Origin of the sequence: Pseudomonas umsongensis (genome assembly GCF_012647205.1) — a bacterium.
Lineage (GTDB): Bacteria > Pseudomonadota > Gammaproteobacteria > Pseudomonadales > Pseudomonadaceae > Aquipseudomonas > Aquipseudomonas umsongensis.
Genome location: NZ_CP051487.1, coordinates 5,084,990 through 5,102,156, shown reverse-complemented (window position 1 = coordinate 5,102,156; position 17,167 = coordinate 5,084,990). Strand labels below are relative to the sequence as shown.

Annotated in this window: 14 protein-coding genes; 12 read left to right on the top strand and 2 right to left on the bottom strand. The window is 59.2% G+C overall.

What is annotated here, in order from left to right; genetic code table 11:
• The first annotated feature begins 100 nt into the window (after positions 1-100).
• From prpC to prpD, 4 genes are all read left to right on the top strand, one after another.
• Positions 101-1,228, top strand: a complete 1,128-nt coding sequence (gene prpC, locus HGP31_RS22865; RefSeq protein ID WP_168758735.1) for a bifunctional 2-methylcitrate synthase/citrate synthase — start codon at positions 101-103, stop codon at positions 1,226-1,228.
• Between the two features lie 204 nt (positions 1,229-1,432).
• Positions 1,433-4,027, top strand: a complete 2,595-nt coding sequence (gene acnD / locus HGP31_RS22860; protein ID WP_020800451.1) for a Fe/S-dependent 2-methylisocitrate dehydratase AcnD — start codon at positions 1,433-1,435, stop codon at positions 4,025-4,027.
• Between the two features lie 56 nt (positions 4,028-4,083).
• Positions 4,084-5,274, top strand: a complete 1,191-nt coding sequence (gene prpF / locus HGP31_RS22855; protein WP_020800449.1) for a 2-methylaconitate cis-trans isomerase PrpF — start codon at positions 4,084-4,086, stop codon at positions 5,272-5,274.
• 179 nt (positions 5,275-5,453) lie between these two features.
• Complete coding sequence (gene prpD / locus HGP31_RS22850) at positions 5,454-6,938, top strand: 2-methylcitrate dehydratase (RefSeq protein ID WP_033044496.1); 1,485 nt, start codon at positions 5,454-5,456, stop codon at positions 6,936-6,938.
• Positions 6,939-7,072: 134 nt separating this feature from the next.
• Here the strand turns inward: prpD and ppsR are convergent, their stop codons facing one another.
• On the bottom strand, positions 7,073-7,891 hold the full coding sequence (ppsR, locus tag HGP31_RS22845) for a posphoenolpyruvate synthetase regulatory kinase/phosphorylase PpsR (protein ID WP_020801102.1): 819 nt from the start codon (positions 7,889-7,891) through the stop codon (positions 7,073-7,075).
• A gap of 174 nt (positions 7,892-8,065) precedes the next feature.
• On the opposite strand from ppsR, the gene ppsA reads away from it, so the two are divergent.
• From ppsA to HGP31_RS22805, 8 genes are all read left to right on the top strand, one after another.
• Positions 8,066-10,441 (top strand): phosphoenolpyruvate synthase, encoded by a 2,376-nt coding sequence (gene ppsA, locus HGP31_RS22840; RefSeq protein WP_033039437.1) that lies wholly within the window; start codon positions 8,066-8,068, stop codon positions 10,439-10,441.
• Positions 10,442-10,644: 203 nt separating this feature from the next.
• Entirely contained in the window at positions 10,645-11,634 is a 990-nt protein-coding gene (locus HGP31_RS22835) for an alpha/beta fold hydrolase (RefSeq protein ID WP_033043617.1), read from the top strand.
• Positions 11,635-11,771: 137 nt separating this feature from the next.
• Positions 11,772-12,263, top strand: a complete 492-nt coding sequence (gene rraA, locus HGP31_RS22830) for a ribonuclease E activity regulator RraA (protein WP_110749526.1) — start codon at positions 11,772-11,774, stop codon at positions 12,261-12,263.
• 34 nt (positions 12,264-12,297) lie between these two features.
• Positions 12,298-13,293: a zinc transporter ZntB gene (locus tag HGP31_RS22825; RefSeq protein ID WP_020801097.1), complete on the top strand. Its 996-nt coding sequence runs from the start codon at positions 12,298-12,300 to the stop codon at positions 13,291-13,293.
• A gap of 63 nt (positions 13,294-13,356) precedes the next feature.
• Positions 13,357-13,605, top strand: a complete 249-nt coding sequence (locus HGP31_RS22820; RefSeq protein WP_020801096.1) for a hypothetical protein — start codon at positions 13,357-13,359, stop codon at positions 13,603-13,605.
• A gap of 2 nt (positions 13,606-13,607) precedes the next feature.
• Positions 13,608-14,432: a mechanosensitive ion channel family protein gene (locus HGP31_RS22815; RefSeq protein ID WP_008048604.1), complete on the top strand. Its 825-nt coding sequence runs from the start codon at positions 13,608-13,610 to the stop codon at positions 14,430-14,432.
• A gap of 90 nt (positions 14,433-14,522) precedes the next feature.
• Positions 14,523-15,113 (top strand): RNA polymerase sigma factor SigX, encoded by a 591-nt coding sequence (sigX, locus tag HGP31_RS22810; protein WP_075949123.1) that lies wholly within the window; start codon positions 14,523-14,525, stop codon positions 15,111-15,113.
• 107 nt (positions 15,114-15,220) lie between these two features.
• Positions 15,221-16,252, top strand: a complete 1,032-nt coding sequence (locus HGP31_RS22805) for an OmpA family protein (RefSeq protein ID WP_020801095.1) — start codon at positions 15,221-15,223, stop codon at positions 16,250-16,252.
• 104 nt (positions 16,253-16,356) lie between these two features.
• Here HGP31_RS22805 and cobA read toward each other — a convergent pair whose 3' ends face one another.
• The gene (cobA, locus tag HGP31_RS22800; RefSeq protein WP_168758734.1) at positions 16,357-17,124 is read right to left on the bottom strand and encodes a uroporphyrinogen-III C-methyltransferase; all 768 of its coding nucleotides are present in this window, start codon (positions 17,122-17,124) and stop codon (positions 16,357-16,359) included.
• Positions 17,125-17,167 lie beyond the last annotated feature (43 nt).

Here is a 17,167-nt window from a genome sequence, read left to right as displayed (position 1 = left end):
GTCGAGTGCAACGAGGCTGCGATCTTTTCGGCATCACCCGAATAACCTGATGAAGCACAATTTGCCGATTCCCTAACAAAATTAAAAACTGGAGGCAGAAATGGCCGAAGCAAAAGTACTCAGTGGCGCCGGGCTCCGTGGCCAGGTTGCCGGGCAAACCGCACTGTCCACCGTAGGCCAGTCGGGCGCAGGCCTGACCTACCGCGGCTATGACGTACGCGAACTGGCGGCTGACGCACAGTTCGAAGAAGTTGCCTACCTGCTGCTGTACGGCGAACTGCCGACCAAGGCGCAACTGGCCGCCTACATCACTAAATTGAGCAAGCTGCGTGACCTGCCGCAAGCGCTCAAGGAAGTGCTGGAACGCATCCCCGCCGACGCCCACCCGATGGACGTGATGCGCACCGGCTGCTCGTTCCTGGGCAACCTGGAGCCAGAGAAAGACTTCTCCGAGCAGCACGACAAGACTGACCGCCTGCTGGCGGCATTCCCGGCGATCATGACCTACTGGTATCGCTTCAGCCACGAAGGCAAGCGCATTGAATGCGTTAGCGACGAACCATCCATCGGTGGTCACTTCCTGCACCTGCTGCACGGCAAGAAGCCGAGCGAGCTGCACGTCAAGGTGATGAACGTTTCGCTGATCCTCTACGCGGAGCACGAATTCAACGCCTCGACCTTCACCGCGCGCGTGTGTGCCTCGACCCTGTCCGACCTGTATTCGTGCATCACCGCGGCCATTGGCTCGCTGCGCGGTCCGTTGCATGGTGGCGCCAACGAAGCGGCGATGGAAATGATCGAGCGCTTCAGCTCGCCGGAAGATGCGATCAAGGGCACCCTCGGCATGCTCGAGCGCAAGGACAAGATCATGGGCTTCGGCCACGCGATCTATAAGGACAGCGACCCGCGCAACGAGGTGATCAAGGGCTGGTCGAAAAAACTCGCCGACGAAGTGGGCGATAAAGTGCTGTTCCCGGTCTCCGAAGCCATCGACAAGACCATGTGGGAGCAGAAGAAGCTGTTCCCTAACGCCGACTTCTACCATGCCTCGGCGTACCACTTCATGGGCATCCCGACCAAGTTGTTCACACCGATCTTCGTCTGCTCACGCCTGACCGGCTGGGCGGCCCACGTGTACGAACAGCGTGCCAACAACCGCATTATCCGTCCGAGCGCCGAATACGTCGGCGTTGAACAGCGCAAGTTCGTGCCAATCGAACAACGCTGAATGGTGGGGGTTGAAGCTGGGGTCTGAGTTCAACGCAGATCCCTGTGGGAGCGGGCTTGCCCGCGATAGCGGTGGGTCAGTCGACAACTATGTCGAGTGTGACTCAGTCATCGCGGGCAAGCCAGCTCCCACAGTGGATAGCGTGCAATTCAAACCCTGTACCAGACCCCACCCTTTGAAACTACCGTGACCGAGTCCTGACCGATGAACACAGAATTCCGTAAATCGCTGCCCGGCAGCCACCTGGATTACTTCGACGTCCGCGCGGCGGTCGAGGCCATCCAGCCCGGCGCCTATGACACCCTGCCGTACACCTCCCGCGTGCTGGCGGAAAACCTGGTGCGTCGCTGTGACCCGGCCACGCTGACCGAATCCCTGAAGCAATTCATCGAGCGCAAGCGCGACCTCGATTTCCCCTGGTTTCCGGCTCGTGTGGTGTGCCACGACATTCTTGGCCAGACCGCGCTGGTCGACCTCGCCGGCCTGCGTGACGCTATCGCTCTGCAAGGCGGCGACCCGGCGCAAGTCAACCCGGTGGTGCCAACCCAACTGATCGTCGACCACTCCCTGGCCGTCGAGCGCGGTGGCTTCGATCCGGAGGCGTTCGAGAAGAACCGCGCCATCGAAGACCGTCGCAACGAAGACCGTTTCCACTTCATCAACTGGACCAAGAAGGCGTTCAAGAACGTCGACGTGATCCCGCCGGGCAACGGCATCATGCACCAGATCAACCTGGAGAAAATGTCTCCGGTGATCCAGGTGCGCGACGGCGTGGCGTTCCCTGATACTTGCGTCGGCACCGACAGCCACACCCCGCACGTCGATGCGCTGGGCGTGATCGCCATCGGTGTCGGTGGCCTGGAAGCGGAAAGCGTAATGCTCGGCCGCGCCTCCTGGATGCGCCTGCCGGAAAGCGTCGGCGTCGAGCTCACCGGCAAACTGCAGCCGGGCATCACCGCCACCGACATGGTGCTGGCGCTGACCGAGTTCCTGCGCAAGCAAAAAGTCGTCGGTGCCTGGCTGGAGTTCTTCGGCGAAGGCGCCGCGGCCCTGACCCTGGGCGACCGCGCGACCATCTCCAACATGGCCCCGGAATACGGTGCCACCGCGGCGATGTTCTACATCGACCAGCAAACCATCGACTACCTCAAGCTCACCGGCCGTGAAGACGATCAGGTGCAGCTGGTCGAGAACTACGCCAAGACCACGGGCCTGTGGGCCGACAGCCTGAAAGGCGCGCAATACGAGCGCGGCCTGACCTTCGACCTGTCCTCGGTGGTGCGCAACATGGCCGGCCCGAGCAACCCGCACGCCCGTGTGGCGGTGTCGGACCTGGCTGCCAAAGGCATTTCCGGTCAGTGGGACGATGTACCCGGCCAAATGCCGGACGGTGCGGTGATCATCGCCGCCATCACCAGCTGCACCAACACCAGCAACCCGCGCAACGTGATCGCTGCCGGCCTGCTGGCGCGCAACGCCAACAAGCTGGGCCTGACCCGCAAGCCATGGGTCAAGTCGTCCCTGGCACCGGGCTCGAAAACCGTCGCCCTGTACCTCGACGAAGCCGGCCTGACCGATGAGCTGGAGCAGCTTGGTTTCGGCGTCGTGGCCTTCGCCTGCACCACCTGTAATGGCATGTCCGGCGCACTGGACCCGGTGATCCAGCAAGAGATCATCGACCGCGACCTGTACGCCACCGCCGTGTTGTCCGGCAACCGCAACTTCGACGGGCGGATTCACCCATACGCCAAGCAAGCGTTCCTGGCTTCGCCGCCATTGGTGGTCGCTTACGCCATCGCTGGCACCATCCGCTTCGACATCGAAAAAGACGTGCTGGGCGTGGTCGATGGCAAGGAAATCCGCCTGAAAGACATTTGGCCGAGCGACGAAGAAATCGATGCCGTGGTGAAAGCCTCGGTGAAGCCGGAGCAGTTCCGCCAGGTCTACATCCCGATGTTCGCCATCCACGAAGACACCGGCCCGAAAGTCGCGCCGCTGTATGAATGGCGCGAGATGAGCACCTACATCCGCCGTCCGCCGTACTGGGAAGGCGCACTGGCCGGCGCGCGTCCGCTCAAGGGCATGCGCCCGCTGGCGGTGCTGCCGGACAACATCACCACCGATCACCTGTCGCCGTCGAACGCGATCATGCTCGACAGCGCCGCTGGCGAATACCTGGCGAAAATGGGCCTGCCGGAAGAGGACTTCAACTCCTACGCGACTCATCGGGGCGACCACCTGACCGCGCAGCGCGCGACCTTCGCCAACCCGAAACTGTTCAACGAAATGGTTGTGGAAAACGGCAAGGTCAAGCAGGGCTCCCTGGCCCGTGTCGAGCCGGAAGGCAAAGTGATGCGCATGTGGGAAGCCATTGAGACCTACATGGATCGCAAGCAGCCGCTGATTATTATCGCGGGTGCCGACTACGGTCAGGGTTCATCCCGCGACTGGGCAGCCAAAGGCGTGCGGCTGGCGGGTGTGGAAGCGATCGCGGCCGAAGGTTTCGAACGTATCCACCGCACCAACCTGGTGGGCATGGGCGTGTTGCCACTGGAGTTCAAACCGGGCACCAACCGTCACACCCTGGCCATCGACGGCAGCGAAACCTACGACGTGATCGGCGATCGCACCCCACGTGCCGAGCTGACGCTGGTGATCCATCGCAAGAACGGCGAGCGCGTCGATGTGCCGGTGACCTGCCGCCTCGACACCGCTGAGGAAGTGTCGATCTACGAGGCCGGTGGAGTGCTGCAACGCTTTGCCCAGGACTTCCTCGAAGAATCGGCGGTTGCCGTTTAACACACGCTGCATGGACACGGGACTTTGAGTCCCGTGTCTGTTTTGAAGGAGCACTCATGTCTCACGCACCGCAAATCAAAATTCCCGCCACCTACATGCGCGGCGGCACCAGCAAAGGCGTGTTCTTCAGCCTCAAGGACCTGCCCGAAGCGGCACAGGTCCCAGGCCCGGCTCGCGATGCATTGCTGCTGCGCGTGATCGGCAGCCCCGATCCCTACGACAAGCAAATCGACGGCATGGGCGGCGCGACGTCCAGTACCAGCAAAACCGTGATCCTGTCGAAAAGCACCAAGGCCGATCACGACGTCGACTACCTGTTCGGCCAAGTGTCGATCGACAAACCATTCGTCGACTGGAGTGGCAATTGCGGCAACCTGACCGCTGCAGTCGGCTCGTTCGCCATCAGCAATGGCCTGGTGGACGCCAGCCGCATCCCGCACAACGGCATCGCCGTGGTACGCGTATGGCAAGCCAACATCGGCAAGACCATCATCGCCCACGTGCCGATCACCAACGGTGAAGTGCAGGAAACCGGCGATTTCGAACTCGACGGCGTGACCTTTCCAGCGGCGGAAGTGCAGGTCGAATTCCTCGATCCGGCAGCAGAGGAAGAGGGCGGTGGGGGTTCGATGTTCCCTACCGGCAATCTGGTGGATGACCTGGAAGTGCCTGGCGTCGGGACCTTGAAGGCAACCCTGATCAACGCGGGCATCCCGACCATTTTCGTCAATGCCGAAGACATCGGCTACAAGGGCACTGAGTTGCAGGGCGCGATCAACGGCGATCCAAAAGCATTGCTGATGTTCGAAACCATTCGTGCCTACGGCGCACTGCGCATGGGCCTGATCTCCAACATCGACGAAGCGGCCAAGCGCCAGCACACGCCGAAGGTGGCGTTCGTCGCCAAGCCTGCGGACTACGTGTCGTCGAGCGGCAAAGCGGTTGCGGCGGGCGATGTCGACCTGCTGGTGCGCGCGCTGTCCATGGGTAAGTTGCACCACGCGATGATGGGCACGGCGGCAGTCGCCATCGGCACGGCAGCAGCGATTTCCGGGACGCTGGTGAACCTCGCGGCAGGCGGTGTAGAACGCAATGCGGTGCGCTTCGGTCACCCTTCAGGCACCTTGCGCGTCGGCGCCGAGGCCAGCCAGGTGAACGGTGAGTGGACCGTGAAAAAGGCCATCATGAGCCGCAGTGCGCGGGTGTTGATGGAAGGTTTTGTCCGCGTGCCAGGCGACTCGTTCTAACTCACACAACCCCCTGTAGGAGCTGCCGCAGGCTGCGATCTTTTGATCTTGATCTTAAAAAGCAAGATCAAAAGATCGCAGCCTGCGGCAGCTCCTACAGGGGATCGCATTTCCATAATAAGACTGAGATTGCCCTGAACCGAGGTCCCATCAACGAACCACCGCCGAGTGAATCGAACATGAGCGCCAACGTCGACCTAAACAACCGTCCCGACTACGACCAGGTCCTGCAGGACATTGCCGATTACGTCCTCAACTACAAAATCGAATCCGAAGAGGCGCTGGATACCGCGCGCAACTGCCTGATCGATACCTTGGGCTGCGGCTTGCTGGCCCTGCGTTTTCCCGAATGCACCAAGCACTTGGGGCCCTTGGTCGAAGGCACCTTCGTGCCGTTCGGCGCCCGCGTACCAGGCACCAGCTATCGACTTGATCCGGTCAAGGCCGCGTGGGACATCGGCTGCATCGTGCGCTGGCTCGACTACAACGACACTTGGCTCGCCGCTGAATGGGGCCATCCGTCGGATAACCTCGGCGGGATTCTCGCGGTGGCCGACCACCTGTCGCAAAAGCGCCTCGCCAATGGCGAGACGCCGCTGACCGTTCGTACGGTGCTCGAAGCAATGATCATGGCCCATGAGATTCAGGGCGTGATTGCTCTGGAAAACTCGTTCAACCGCGTGGGCCTCGATCACGTCATCCTGGTGAAAGTCGCTTCGACCGCGGTCACCGCCAAACTCATGGGTGCCAATCGCGGGCAATTGCTCTCAGCGTTGTCCCATGCGTTCGCCGATGGCCAGGCATTGCGCACCTACCGCCATGCACCGAATGCCGGCTCGCGCAAATCCTGGGCGGCGGGCGATGCAACCAGTCGTGGAGTGCGCCTGGCGGACATTGCCATGCGTGGCGAGATGGGCATCCCCGGTGTGTTGAGTGCCAAACAGTGGGGCTTTTACGACGTGCTGTTCAGCCACACCAACGATGACTTGGCGCTCAAGCCTGGAGACCGGCGCGAGTTCAGCTTTTCGCGGCCGTACGGCAGTTATGTGATGGAAAATGTGCTGTTCAAAATCAGTTTTCCTGCCGAGTTCCACGCGCAAACCGCCTGTGAAGCCGCGGTAATCCTGCACCCCCAAGTGCGTAATCGCCTGCATGACATCGACCGGATCGTCATCACCACCCAGCAATCGGCGATCCGCATTATTTCCAAGGTCGGTCCGCTGGCCAATGCCGCCGACCGCGATCACTGCATCCAGTACATGACCGCGGTGCCGCTGGCCTTTGGCAACCTGGTGGCCGAGTACTACGAAGATGATTTCCACAAGGCGCATCCGATCATCGATGTACTGCGCGACAAGATGGTCATTGTCGAAAACCCGGATTACACCCGTGAATACCTGGAAGCCGACAAGCGGTCGATTGCCAATGCCGTGCAGGTGTTTTTCAAGGATGGGTCCAGCACCGGGAATGTGGTGGTGGAGTACCCGATAGGCCATCGTCGGCGCCGTGCCGAGGGCATTCCGTTGTTGGAGGACAAGTTCAAGGCGAACCTGCTGACACGCTTTACCGCGCAGCGTAGCGAGGAGATTTTCGAGCTGTGCAAGGATCAGCAAAAGCTTGAGGCAACACCGGTGAACCGGTTTGTAGACATGTTTCTTATCTAGGAGACCGCGTTATCGTTCCTTCGCGAGCAGGCTCGCTCCCACATGGGATTCGTGTCGTTCACAAATGCGGTGTTCAACGAGATCTACTGTGGGAGCGAGCCTGCTCGCGAAGACGTCCGAATAGGCGCTACAGGTTATTTGAACCGCCGCTCGACACCTTTCTCCACCAGGATTTTCGCGGAAATTTCTTCCACCGAAAAATGCGTGGAGTTGATATTGGGAATGTTCTCGCGGCGAAACAGGTTTTCCACCTCGCGCACTTCGAATTCGCACTGGGCGTAGCTCGAATAGCGGCTGTTGGGCTTGCGTTCGTTGCGGATGGCGGTGAGGCGGTCTGGGTCGATGGTCAGGCCGAACAGCTTGTGCTGGTGGGCACGTAGCGCGCTAGGCAGTTGCAGGCGTTCCATGTCGTCTTCGGTCAGCGGGTAGTTGGCCGCGCGGATACCGAATTGCATGGCCATGTACAGACACGTCGGCGTCTTACCACAACGCGACACGCCCACTAGTATCAGGTCGGCCTTGTCGTAATAGTGCGTGCGGGCACCGTCGTCGTTGTCGAGGGCGAAGTTCACCGCCTCGATGCGCTCCATGTAATTGGTGTTGGCACCGATGGAGTGGGATTTGCCCACGGTATAGGAAGAATGCTCGGTCAGTTCCTGTTCAAGCGGCGCCAGGAAAGTCGAGAAAATATCGATCATGAAACCATTGGAGGTTGCGAGGATCTCACGAATGTCCTGATTGACGATGGTGTCGAAGATAATCGGACGGAAGCCGTCGGTTTCGGCGGCTTTGTTGATTTGTTGTACCATGGCCCGCGCTTTTTCCACGCTGTCGATGTATGGCCGCGTGAATTTGCTGAAGGTAATGTTTTCGAACTGCGCCAGGAGGCTTTGACCCAGGGTTTCGGCGGTAATGCCGGTGCCATCGGAGATAAAGAAAGCAGATCGTTTCATTTGCACCTTGGGCCTTAAGCTAATGAGCATTCTTGGATATGATAGGCGCGATTTGTCGGCCGCCAATGGCCCGCATTCTCACTTATTTTCCAGGTCCAGGCCATACAGCTGGCAAATGCTCCCCCGAGCAGCCGGCTTCTGAGCTTTTCCAACACAGTTAGTGGAGAGATCACCTTGGTAGAGTACGTAGTTTCCCTCGATAAGCTCGGCAAACACGATGTTGAGCATGTGGGGGGCAAGAACGCATCCCTGGGCGAGATGATCAGCAATCTTGCGGGTGCCGGTGTATCGGTACCCGGTGGCTTCGCCACGACCGCTCAGGCATATCGTGATTTCCTGGAACTGAGCGGCCTGAACCAGCAGATTCATGACGCCCTGGATGCCCTGGACGTCGACGACGTGAATGCCCTGGCCAAGACCGGCGCCCAGATCCGCCAATGGATCATGGAAGCCGAGTTCCCGGAAAAACTGAACACCGAAATCCGCACCGCGTTCGCCGCGCTGTCCGCAGGCAACCCTGACGTGGCCGTGGCCGTGCGCTCTTCCGCTACCGCCGAAGACTTGCCCGATGCGTCCTTCGCCGGTCAGCAGGAAACCTTCCTGAACATCCGTGGTGTCGAAAACGTCATTCGTGCCGCCAAGGAAGTGTTCGCCTCCCTTTTCAACGATCGCGCGATTTCCTATCGCGTGCACCAGGGCTTCGACCACAAGTTGGTAGCCCTGTCGGCCGGCGTACAGCGCATGGTCCGCTCCGAAACCGGCACCGCCGGCGTGATGTTCACCCTCGATACCGAGTCGGGTTTCCGTGACGTGGTGTTCATCACCGGCGCCTACGGCCTGGGTGAAACCGTCGTACAAGGCGCGGTGAACCCGGATGAATTCTACGTCCACAAAGGCACCCTGGCCGCCGGTCGCCCGGCGATCCTGCGCCGCAACCTGGGCAGCAAGGCCATCAAGATGATCTACGGCGACGAGGCCAAGGCCGGTCGTTCGGTCAAGACCGTCGATGTCGACAAGGCTGAGCGTGCGCGTTTCTGCCTGACCGATGCCGAAGTCAGCGAGCTGGCCAAGCAGGCGATGATCATCGAGAAGCACTACCAGTGCCCGATGGACATCGAATGGGCCAAGGACGGTGACGACGGCAAGCTGTACATCGTGCAGGCCCGTCCGGAAACCGTGAAGAGCCGCACCCAGGCCAACGTCATGGAACGTTACCTGTTGAAGGAAACCGGCACCGTGCTGGTCGAAGGCCGTGCCATTGGCCAGCGCATTGGCGCCGGCAAGGTTCGCATCATCAAGGACGTGTCCGAGATGGACAAGGTCCAGCCAGGCGACGTACTGGTATCGGACATGACCGACCCGGACTGGGAACCGGTCATGAAGCGCGCCAGCGCCATCGTCACCAACCGTGGCGGTCGTACCTGCCACGCGGCCATCATTGCCCGCGAGCTGGGTATCCCGGCCGTGGTCGGTTGCGGCAATGCCACCCAGCTGTTGAAAGACGGCCAGGGCGTGACCGTTTCCTGCGCTGAAGGCGACACCGGTTTCATCTTCGAAGGCGAACTGGGCTTCGACATCAAGAAGAACTCCGTGGACGCCATGCCGGATCTGCCGTTCAAGATCATGATGAACGTCGGCAACCCGGACCGCGCCTTCGACTTCGCACAGCTGCCGAACGCCGGTGTGGGCCTGGCCCGCCTGGAGTTCATCATCAACCGCATGATCGGCGTGCACCCTAAAGCGCTGCTGAACTACGACGGCCTGCCGCAAGACATCAAGGAAAGCGTCGACAAGCGCATTGCTGGCTACGACGACCCGGTCGGCTTCTACGTCGAGAAACTGGTCGAAGGCATCAGCACCCTGGCAGCGGCGTTCTGGCCGAAAAAGGTCATCGTGCGTCTGTCGGACTTCAAGTCCAACGAATACGCCAACCTGATCGGCGGCAAGCTCTACGAGCCGGAAGAAGAGAACCCGATGCTGGGCTTCCGCGGCGCCTCGCGTTACATCAGCGAATCGTTCCGTGACTGCTTCGAACTCGAATGTCGCGCCCTCAAGCGCGTGCGCAACGAGATGGGCCTGACCAACGTCGAAATCATGGTGCCGTTCGTCCGTACCCTGGGCGAAGCGAGCCAAGTCGTGGATCTGCTCGCCGAAAACGGCCTGGCCCGTGGCGACAACGGCCTGCGCGTCATCATGATGTGCGAGCTGCCGTCCAACGCGATCCTGGCGGAAGAGTTCCTCGAATTCTTCGACGGTTTCTCCATCGGCTCCAACGACCTGACCCAGCTCACCCTGGGCCTGGACCGTGACTCCGGGATCATCGCGCACCTGTTCGACGAGCGAAATCCTGCGGTCAAGAAGCTGCTGGCCAACGCCATTGCCGCCTGTAACAAGGCTGGCAAGTACATCGGCATTTGCGGCCAGGGTCCTTCGGACCACCCTGACCTGGCCAAGTGGCTGATGGAGCAGGGCATCGAGAGCGTTTCGCTGAACCCTGATTCCGTACTGGAAACCTGGTTCTTCCTGGCGGAAGGTCAAGCGCAGGCTTGATGGTGTGTGAACGGCTCGCTCACGTGCCTTTGTAGGGGCGAGCATGCTCGCGATGGACGTCAACGATAACGCGTTTGTCATGGATGAACGTGGTGTCTTGACGTTTTCGCGAGCATGCTCGCTCCTACAGGGGTGGGGCGGAGCCTTTGAGATTCAAGTAGGGCGGGCTCCTCTGGAAGCCGCCCTTTTTTGTGCAAGAGATTATGCAAAGCAGCAGCAACCTGTTTCCTGTCGCCCTGATCAGCGCCGAGCGCCGCGGTGATCTGAGCGAAGATGTCTACCGCTTGAAACCCGGTAACAGCCCGGACGGCACCGTAGAACTGGCGGTGACGCGCCTCGGCATGGCCGATGAACCGGCATCCCGTGGCGTGCCGGTGATCCTGTTGCACGGCAGTTTTTCCAATCGACGCTTCTGGTTCTCCCCCAAGGGGCTGGGCCTGGGTGCCTATCTGGCGCGCCAGGGGTTCGATGTCTGGATTGCGGAAATGCGCGGTCACGGCCTCTCCCGGCGCAACCAGAGCTATCGCAAGAACCGAGTTGCCGACTATGCACGATACGACCTGCCAGCCATCGGCGCCTTCGTACGCGAGCAAAGCGGCCAGGTTCCGCACTGGATCGGCCATTCGCTGGGCGGCATCACCCTGGCGGCCGCGCTGGGTGGCCAATACATAGGCGAACCCGTGGTGGCGTCCGCGGCGCTTTTTGGCACGCAAGTCAGTCGCACTTACTGGCCGCTGAAGATTCCACCGGTGGAATGGAGCGGTCGTTTCATCCTCAAGCGCTTTGCCCAGCTCTCCGGTTCACGGCTCAAGCGTGGCCCAGAGGACGAGCCGATTGGCCTGGCCTTGGAAAGCATGCGCTGGTACGGTCTGTTCGGGCGCTTTGGCGATGCCGACAAAGACTGGTGGGCGGGCCTGGCCGAGGTCAGGATGCCGGTGCTGGCGGTGAGCGCCGCGGGCGATCATCAGGACCCGGCCTGGGCTTGTCGCAAGCTGTTCGATCAGTTGGGTTGCGAGCACAAGCAATTCATTAACCTGGGGCGTGAGCAGGGGTTTGCCGATAATTTCGGTCATGTCGAGATGTTGGTCAGCAAAGCCGCCCAGGCTGAAGTCTGGCCGTTAGTCGCTCGCTGGCTGTCAGATCAGCAGACGCCGTTGCTCGGTGATCAAGCGGATTTGGCCGCGGCGATCTAAGCTGGACGCTCTATCAAGGGCATTTCGCTCTGGTCGGGTTGCAGTTAAGATATGACGCATTGAGCTGTTCTGGTCATTTTCTGTGACTAAATCAGTAGTGATGTTCGTGCTTTCTTCCTAATTACAGGAGTTTCTCGATGAACCATTACCTCACCCCTGACCTGTGCGACGCCTACCCGGAATTGGTGCAGGTGCTGGAACCGATGTTCAGCAATTTCGGTGGCCGGGATTCCTTCGGCGGCGAGATCGTGACCATCAAGTGCTTCGAAGACAACTCGCTGGTAAAGGAGCAAGCCGAGCTCAAGGGTAATGGCAAAGTGTTGGTGGTCGATGGTGGTGGCTCCCTGCGTCGCGCTTTGCTGGGCGATATGATCGCCGAGAAAGCCGCGAAGAACGGCTGGGAAGGGATGGTGATCTACGGTTGCATCCGTGACGTCGACGTCATCGCGCAAACCGACCTGGGGGTCCAGGCGTTGGCCAGCCACCCGATGAAAACCGACAAGCGTGGTATTGGCGACCTGAATGTTGCCGTGACCTTCGCCGGCGTGACCTTTCATCCCGGTCATTACCTCTATGCGGACAACAACGGCGTGATCATCTCGCCGAGCCCGCTTGCGATGCCTGAGTAAGTCCTGGCCGATTTTTTTGAAGAATGGAATGCGGATGTTCGAGGAAGAAAACGCGCAGTGGGGGCTGGTACATGCCCTGGTGCTGGATGGTAAAGGCGGTGCGCGTTCGATAGCCCGGACAGAACTCGACGAATTGCAGCTGCAGGCTCATGAAAGCCTGTGGCTGCATTGGGATCGCAGTCACCCGCAAACCCAGACCTGGCTGCGCAAGTCCAGCGGCCTGAGTGAGTTCAGCTGCGATCTCTTGCTGGAAGAAAATACCCGCCCGCGTCTCCTGCAGCTTTCGGACAGCGAACTGCTGCTATTTTTGCGTGGCGTAAACCTTAATCCGGGCGCCGAGCCTGAAGACATGGTGTCGGTACGCATCTTCGGTTCTGCCCAGCGAGTCATCTCCCTGCGTCTGCGTCCGCTGCGTGCCACTGAAGATTTGCTGGTGCAACTGGAAGCAGGCAAGGGGCCGAAAACCGCCTCCGAACTCATTCTCTACATGGCTCAGTACCTCACCAACAAGGTGCAGGATCTGGTCAGTTGCCTGTCGGAAGTGGTCGATGAGGAAGAAGAAAAGCTGGATTCCGACGAGCGGTATACTCCTGAGCACGGTGCTGTTTTGCAGATCCGGCGCCGGGCTGCTGCGTTGAAGCGATTCCTCGCTCCGCAGCGGGACATTTTTGGTCAACTGACGCGCATCAAATTGCCCTGGTTCGTCGAGGACGATGGCGATTACTGGAACGAATTGAACAACAGCCTGACCCGCTATCTGGAGGAGCTGGAATTAACCAGAGAGCGCGTGGGGCTGGTCCTGGAGACTGAAGACCGGCGATTGAGCGTGCGCATGAACCGCACCATGTATCGCTTTGGCATCATCACCGGGATTTTTTTGCCGATGAGTTTTCTGACCGGTCTTTTGGGAATCAACGTCGGGGGCATTCCATTTTCAGAAAGCCCCTATGGCTTCCTCGTCGCCTGCCTGCTGATGATCTCGGTGGCGCTCGGGCAGTGGTGGTTATTCCGACGTTTGCGCTGGGTTTGAACGTGCGCCATGTGACCCGGGCAAATTTGACCGCGTCTTTCACAGACATCACGAGAGGTGCGTATGCACGATCCGTTTGAACAGTCTTTGCGCGACATGCTCAAGGCATCACCGTCCACCCGGGATGACGATGCATGCCTGGGGCGTGTCCTGAAAACCGCCAATCGCCAGGTTGGCGCAGGTGATTTGTTCAGCCTGCTGGGCCGCTGGTTGCCCGCCCTGATGATCGCCCTCAATAATGGCTCGGCCCATGTCGCGCCGGTCTCCCGTCTTCGTAAACCTACCGCTCGCACTGCTGATAAGGCTGATTGAATATGGAACTTGATCTCTGGACACAGAGCCTCGTCACTGCAATGACTGCGTTATGGACCAAGGTTGCGAACTTCATCCCGAACCTGTTCGGCGCACTGGTCGTGCTCCTGCTCGGTTTTGTCGTGGCCAAGCTGTTGGACACCTTGCTGTCCAAGTTGCTCGCCAAACTCGGTCTGGATCGCCTGATGGGTGGTACCGGCCTGACGAAATTGTTGTCCCGTGCCGGCCTTCAAGTACCTATCTCAACGCTGATCGGTAAAATCGTCTATTGGTTCGTTCTGCTGATTTTTTTGGTTTCTGCCGCAGAATCACTTGGACTTGAACGAGTTTCAGCTACGCTGGATATGCTTGCGCTATATTTGCCGAAGGTATTCGGTGCGGCGCTGGTGCTGTTGGTGGGTGTCTTGCTGGCGCAATTGGCCAATGGGCTGGTGCGCGGAGCGGCAGAAGGCGTAGGCCTGGACTACGCTTCGGGACTTGGGAGAATTGCCCAGGGCCTGGTGATCATCATCAGTATCTCGGTCGCGATCAGTCAGTTGGAGGTCAAGACTGACCTGCTTAACCACGTGATCGTGATCGTTTTGATTACCGTTGGTCTGGCGGTTGCACTGGCCATGGGGTTGGGAAGCCGGGAAATTGCCGGTCAGATTCTTGCGGGAATCTATGTGCGTGAGTTGTACCAGGTTGGGCAACAAGTGCGTGTTGGAGAGGTCGAAGGGCAGATCGAAGAGATCGGCACGGTTAAAACTACATTGCTGACGGATGAGGGTGAGCTAGTCTCTCTTTCCAATCGGATCCTCCTCGAGCAGCATGTGAGTAGCCGCTAACCCGGCAAACCCTGCTAATGTATGCCGCCGCGAAATGCCGCCTGATGCTGGCTGCGGCGGACATTGACCTGACTGTCGGCACGACTTGTTTTGAATAAAGCCCAATCGTTATCCATGCGCTACGACCCCCGCGAGCTCTCTGATGAGGAGTTGGTCGCGCGCTCGCATACCGAGCTGTTTCACGTGACGCGCGCATATGAAGAACTGATGCGGCGTTACCAACGAACATTATTTAATGTCTGTGCAAGGTATCTCGGGAACGATCGCGACGCTGACGATGTCTGTCAGGAAGTCATGTTGAAGGTGCTGTACGGCCTGAAGAACTTCGAGGGCAAATCGAAGTTCAAGACATGGCTATATAGCATCACGTACAACGAGTGCATTACGCAGTATCGGAAAGAAAGGCGAAAGCGTCGCTTGATGGACGCCTTGAGTCTTGACCCCCTCGAGGAAGCGTCCGAAGAAAAGGCGCCGAAACCCGAGGAAAAGGGTGGACTTGATCGCTGGTTAGTGTATGTGAACCCGATTGACCGAGAAATTCTGGTGCTACGATTTGTCGCAGAGCTGGAGTTTCAGGAGATCGCAGACATCATGCACATGGGCTTGAGCGCTACAAAAATGCGGTACAAACGCGCTCTAGATAAATTGCGTGAGAAATTTGCGGGCATTGCTGAAACTTAGTTCGGCGCAAATATCTCTTACGTGTAGGCAAGTTCTGATAGACTTGCCGCCGAGTTGTCCCCCGGTTTGCGGGACTGCTTCACAATCACCAGATGGGGATTTAACGGATGAAACTGAAAAACACCTTGGGCTTGGCCATTGGTTCTCTTATTGCCGCCACTTCGATCGGCGCTCTGGCACAGGGCCAAGGCGCAGTTGAAATCGAAGGCTTCGCCAAGAAAGAGTACTTTGACAGCACCCGTAACTTCAAAAACGACGGTAACCTGTTCGGTGGCTCTGTTGGTTACTTCCTGACCGACGACGTTGAGCTGCGTCTGGCTTACGACGAAGTTCACAACGTACGTTCCGACTCTGGCCAGAACATCAAGGGCGCGAACACCGCTCTGGACGCTCTGTACCACTTCAACAACCCAGGCGACATGCTGCGTCCTTACGTCTCGGCCGGTTTCTCCGACCAGAGCATCGACCAGAACGGTTCGAACGGTCGTGACCGTTCCACCTTCGCCAACGTTGGCGGCGGCGCCAAGCTGTACTTCACCGACAACTTCTACGCCCGTGCTGGCGTTGAAGCTCAATACAACATCGACCAGGGCAACACCGAGTGGGCTCCTAGCGTCGGTATCGGTGTGAACTTCGGTGGCGGCTCCAAGCCGGCTCCTGCTCCAGTTCCAGCACCAGAAGTCTGCTCCGACAGCGACAACGATGGCGTTTGCGACAACGTAGACAAGTGCCCGGACACCCCAGCCAACGTAACTGTTGACGCTGATGGCTGCCCAGCAGTTGCTGAAGTTGTTCGTGTAGAGCTGGACGTGAAATTCGACTTCGACAAGTCGGTAGTCAAGCCTAACAGCTACGGCGACATCAAGAACCTGGCTGACTTCATGAAGCAGTACCCATCCACCAGCACCACTGTTGAAGGTCACACTGACTCCGTCGGTCCTGACGCTTACAACCAGAAACTGTCCGAGCGTCGTGCAAACGCCGTTAAGCAAGTTCTGACCAACCAGTACGGTGTTGAATCGTCCCGCGTTCAGTCTGTTGGCTACGGCGAATCCCGCCCAGTTGCTGACAACGCTACTGAAGCTGGCCGTGCTGTAAACCGTCGCGTAGAAGCGCAGGTTGAAGCTCAAGCTAAGTAATTAGCCCACAGCTACGAGAAAAGCCCGGCTCATGCCGGGCTTTTCTTTGTCTGCGATTTGAGATTTGTGTGGTGACTTGAAAAGATCGCAGCCTGCGGCAGCTCCTACATTGGTACTGCGCAAATCCCTGTAGGAGCTGCCGCAGGCTGCGATCTTTTGATCTTCTCGCCAACCGCCACTGCACCGATGACCAATATCGCCGGGCTTTTCAGCTCAAAGACGTAGGCATCTTCCTCCATAGCCGTCAGATCGCTCCGACATTCTCGCTGTTGCGGTAATGAAGCGTTTTCGATCATCGCCACCGGCGTATCCTCCGCCATCCCCCCGGCCAACAACTGCTCGCGGATTTCGCTGAGCTTGGCCACCCCCATGTAGATCACCAGGGTCGTACCGCCTTGGGCCAATGCCTGCCAATTCAGGCTGCTGCCGTCCTGGGTATGGGCGGTGACCAGTGTCACGCCGCGCGCGACACCGCGCAGGGTCAGCGGAATATCGCATCGTGTGGCGCCCGCGAGCCCGGCAGTGATGCCATTGACCAGTTCGACCTCAACCCCGCGCTCGCGCAACCACTGGGCCTCTTCGCCTCCGCGCCCGAAAATGCACGGGTCACCCCCTTTAAGCCGCACCACGCATTTGCCCTGCCGGGCATAACGCAGCATCAGGCGATGGATGAACGCTTGTGGCGTGGAGCGGCAACCGCCGCGTTTGCCCACCGCCACGATCCGCGCTGCAGGGCAATGTTCGAGTATTGCGCCGTTGACCAGGTCATCGATCAGCACCACGTCGGCTTCTTTCAATGCGCGCACCGCCTTGAGGGTCAGCAATTCAGGATCACCGGGACCCGCACCCACCAGCCAGACTTTTGCGTTCATAGTGTTGTTCCTCACGAAATGACGATGATCGGTTTCAAGGGCA